The sequence below is a fragment of the Kitasatospora sp. NPDC007106 genome, from assembly GCF_040634455.1.
In the GTDB taxonomy this organism is placed as follows: Bacteria; Actinomycetota; Actinomycetes; order Streptomycetales; family Streptomycetaceae; genus Kitasatospora; species Kitasatospora arboriphila.
The window spans coordinates 1-2,610 of the sequence record NZ_JBEYFP010000796.1 but is presented as its reverse complement, the minus strand read 5'-3'; the positions used below and the strand labels follow the sequence as shown (position 1 = coordinate 2,610).

Annotated in this window: 1 protein-coding gene; it reads left to right on the top strand. The window is 73.1% G+C overall.

Annotated features, from left to right (window positions below):
- A partial coding sequence (locus tag ABZ641_RS32480; protein WP_359987657.1) for an RICIN domain-containing protein occupies window positions 1–2,601 on the top strand: 2,601 nt, incomplete at its 5' end.
- Window positions 2,602–2,610: the final 9 nt, after the last annotated feature.

The window sequence follows — 2,610 nt, the reverse complement described above, 5'->3', positions numbered from 1 at the left end:
CTCTACGCGCCCAACGCCGCGCCCCTGCACCCCACCGCGCTGCTGCGGCTGCCGCCCGACGCGATCCGCCCGGCCGGCTGGCTCGCCGGCCAGCTCTCCCTGCAACTCGCCGGCCTGTGCGGCCGGTACGCCGAGACCTCGCACTTCCTCGACCTCGCCACCACCGGCTGGGCGCACCCCGAGCGCGGCGGCTGGGAGGAGGTCCCGTACTGGCTGCGCGGCTACGTCGACCTCGCGATCACCACCCGCGACGCCACCGCGCTCGCCACCGCCCGCCGCTGGGTCGACGCGATCCTCGCCACCGCGCAGCCCGACGGCTTCTTCGGCCCGACCGCGCTGCGCACCTCGCTCGGCGGCGGCCCCGACTTCTGGCCCTTCCTGCCGCTGCTCCAGGCGCTGCGCTCCTGGCAGGAGTACTCGGGCGACAGCCGCATCCTGCCCTTCCTCACCGCCTTCCTGCGGTTCATGAACGCCCAGGGCCCCGGTGCGTTCAACCAGAGCTGGGTCTCCGTCCGCTGGGGCGACGGCCTGGACACCGTGGTCTGGCTCTACAACCGCACCCGGGACGCCTTCCTGCTCGACCTGATGGACCGCATCCACCGCAACGGCGCCGACTGGACGAACACCGTCCCCAGCTGGCACAACGTCAACATCGCGCAGGGATTCCGGGAGCCCGCCCAGTACGCCCAGCGCTCCGGCCTCGCCGGCGACACCACCGCCGCCTACCGCACCTACGACACCGTGATGGGCCGCTACGGGCAGTTCCCCGGCGGCGGCTTCGCCGGCGACGAGAACGCCCGCCCCGGCTTCGGCGACCCCCGGCAGGGCTTCGAGACCTGCGGCGTCGTCGAGTTCATGGCCAGCCACGAACTGCTCAACCGGCTCACCGGCGACCCGGTTTGGGCCGACCGCTGCGAGGAACTGGCCTTCAACTCCCTGCCGCCCGCCCTCGACCCGCAGGGCAAGGCGGTGCACTACGTCACCAGCGCCAACAGCGTCGACCTGGACGACGCTCCCAAGACCCAGGGCCAGTTCCAGAACGGCTTCGCCATGCAGTCCTACATGGCCGGCGTCGACCAGTACCGCTGCTGCCCGCACAACTACGGGATGGGCTGGCCCTGGTTCACCCAGGAGCTCTGGCTCGCCACCCCCGACGGCGGCCTCGCCGCCGCCATGTACGCCCCCTGCACGGTCGCCGCCAGGGTCGGTGACGGCAGCACCACCGTCACCGTCCGGGAGGACACCGAGTACCCCTTCGGCGACACCGTCACGCTCACCGTCACCACCCCGCGGCCGGTCGCCTTCCCGCTCGTGCTGCGCGTCCCGGGCTGGTGCCCGGACCCGCAACTCACCGTCAACGGGCAGGCGGTGGCCGCCCCCGCCGGCCCCGCGTACACCACCGTCCGACGCACCTGGAACAACGGCGACCGGGTCACCCTGCGCCTGCCGCAGCGGGTCGCGGTGCGCACGTGGACGGACAACCACCGCTGCGTCTCGGTCGCCCGCGGCCCGCTGGGCTACGCCCTGCAGATCGGCGAGAACTGGGTCCGCACCGGCGGCAGCGACACCTTCCCGCAGTACGACGTGCACGCCACCACCCCCTGGAACTACGGCCTCGGCCTCGACCCGGCCGCGCCCACCGCCTCGCTCGCCTTCACCACCCGCGGCGGGGCGCTGCCCGCCAACCCCTTCACCCAGGCCGACAACCCCCACCGGATCACCGCCCCGGCCCGCCGGATCGCCGAGTGGCAGGCAGACTCCCAGCACGTCGTCACCCCGCTGCAGGACAGCCCGGCCCGCAGTGCCGCCCCCGTCGAGACGGTCACCCTGATCCCGATGGCAGCGGCCCGGCTGCGCATCTCCTCCTTCCCGACCGCCGGCCCCGACGGCACGCCCTGGTCCGCCCCCGGCGCCGCCTTCCGGATCCGCAACCGGCATTCGGGCAAGGTGCTGGGGGTGGACGGCATGTCGACGTCGGACTCGGCGCGGGTGGTGCAGTTCGCGGACAGCGGCACCGACGACCACCTGTGGCAGCTCGTCGACAACGGCGACGGCTGGTACCGCCTCCGCAACCGGCACTCCGGCAAGGTGCTGGGGGTGGACGGCATGTCGACGGCCGACTCCGCCCAGGTGGTGCAGTTCGCCGACAACGGCACCGACGACCACCTCTGGCTGCTGCACCCCGACGGGCAGCTGCGGATCGAGAACCTCAACTCCGGCAAGGTGCTGGGCGTGGACCGGATGTCCACCGCGGACAGCGCCCAGGTCGTGCAGTTCGCCGACAGCGGCACCGACGACCACCTGTGGAGCTTCCTCGCCGACGCGGACGGCTGGTTCCGGATCCGCAACCTGCACTCCGGCAAGGTGCTCGGCGTCGACCAGATGTCGACGGCCGACTCCGCGCGGGTGGTGCAGTTCGCCGACAACGGCTCCGACGACCACCGGTGGCGCCTGGTGCACGACGGCGCCGGCCGGTTCCGGATCCGCAACGCCCGCTCCGGCAAGGTGCTGGGCGTGGACCGGATGTCCACCGCGGACAGCGCCCCGGTGGTGCAGTTCGCGGACAACGGCACGGCCGACCACCTGTGGCGGCTGCACTGACGCTGCCGC